We start from the raw sequence: 1,451 nt of genomic DNA on the forward strand, positions 1-1,451 counted from the left end.
CGGTGTTGACTATGTCGTCTTATTTTTTATTACGTTGTTCTAGCCAAAATTTAAACAACGCAACACAGCACTCTATAAAAATAGATACTGTTATATAAACAAATATCGCTAACATTTCATCGCACCCCCTCTCTACGTCAAATTGACGTCTGAGGAAAAGACGACTTCATATAATATACCATGTGAGCTACGTGATATACATTGCATAAAAATAAAAAATTTCTCTTTATGAAAACTTATGAAAACGCGTGAGATCAATGATGTATAAAAGATGCATAAACGATAATCGTAAAGAAAAGGCTTAAACGTTGATTTCACAGCGTTTAAGCCTTTTTGTGTAGTTGACATAATTAACGATTATAGGTAGTTAGTTTGTATAAATACTAAAAAATACAAACGTTGTTAAATTAATCTTTGTGTCCTTTAATATAAGTAACATAATAGTCACTTATTACGGTGAGAAAAGTCATAGATAACTAAATATATAAGCATAATAAATATGAAATAAATAGCTCCTAAAAATAATGAAAAAATATCTGTGGTAAGAGGTTTAAAATAATTTGATGAATCGTAAATGTTCATAAATAAATGAACACATACCCAAGAAAGAAATATTCCAATGCATCTACCTATTACAATACTTATATTATTTTTAAAGCCGAATTTAAAAATGGATCTACTCATTAATATAGCAACTATTATAAATGGGATGTAACCTATTAATAAACCTGTTTGATAATCAGTAAATAATCCGATAAATTCTATTGGAACTAAAGATAAAATTAATATAATGATTTTTAACCATTTCATTTTAAAATCTCTCTTTTCAATATTATTTTTCCTTCAATATCATTTTATTAATATAATTAGGTAGAAGTCTACGCTGTCTCTAAGTGGTAGATGAATGATCTCTATTTTTTATTATGTTATACATTTATATTATTTTCTGTAAGGTTCTGATTCTAAAAGATATTTATAATAGGAGTCTTTCTTTTGTAAATCTGTTTCCCCCCACACCTTATATTCTTTATCATCTGTCCATGGTGCTGGTGCTGGTGTCACGTTATACTCATACTCACTATATGGTTGATCTTTAAAAGCAATATCTTTTTCAGCATATCCCATCATAATATTAAAACTCATTTTTTCATTTTTTATTTTTTTATCCCAACCCTTACGTTCTATAACGTGATCGATGATTTTCTCACTCTTGTGTTCCTGATAAGTAATCACACTAAAAGTCCAAACTGTTAAGGTAATAATGATAACAATAATAGAAGTTATTAATATTTTTAAGATTTTCTTCATTTTTGTATAATTCCTCTTTTTTAATAATTTTCATGATAATGTCTATATATAAAACATTTTATCATAAAGTATTTAAATAATATTGAATACTTATCAAAAATTTGTTTTTAAAATCTGTTTAATTACATCAGTAATAATTATTA

Annotated in this window: 2 protein-coding genes; both read right to left on the reverse strand. The window is 26.0% G+C overall.

Features of this window, described 5'->3' with window-relative positions; all coding sequences use genetic code 11:
• Window positions 1-19: 19 nt before the first annotated feature.
• Complete coding sequence (locus tag AB0I15_RS66850) at window positions 20-115, reverse strand: type I toxin-antitoxin system Fst family toxin (RefSeq protein ID WP_002501808.1); 96 nt, start codon at window positions 113-115, stop codon at window positions 20-22.
• A gap of 824 nt (window positions 116-939) precedes the next feature.
• Window positions 940-1,308, reverse strand: a complete 369-nt coding sequence (locus AB0I15_RS66855; RefSeq protein WP_002494366.1) for a DUF3139 domain-containing protein — start codon at window positions 1,306-1,308, stop codon at window positions 940-942.
• Between the last annotated feature and the right edge of the window lie 143 nt (window positions 1,309-1,451).

The sequence above is a fragment of the Nonomuraea sp. NPDC050643 genome, from assembly GCF_040654715.1.
In the GTDB taxonomy this organism is placed as follows: domain Bacteria; phylum Actinomycetota; class Actinomycetes; order Streptosporangiales; family Streptosporangiaceae; genus Nonomuraea.

Coding starts and splice junctions, on each gene's coding strand:
- AB0I15_RS66850 (WP_002501808.1), bottom strand. CDS start 115: ATGTTAGCGATATTTGTTTATATAACAGTATCTATTTTTATAGAGTGC.
- AB0I15_RS66855 (WP_002494366.1), bottom strand. CDS start 1,308: ATGAAGAAAATCTTAAAAATATTAATAACTTCTATTATTGTTATCATT.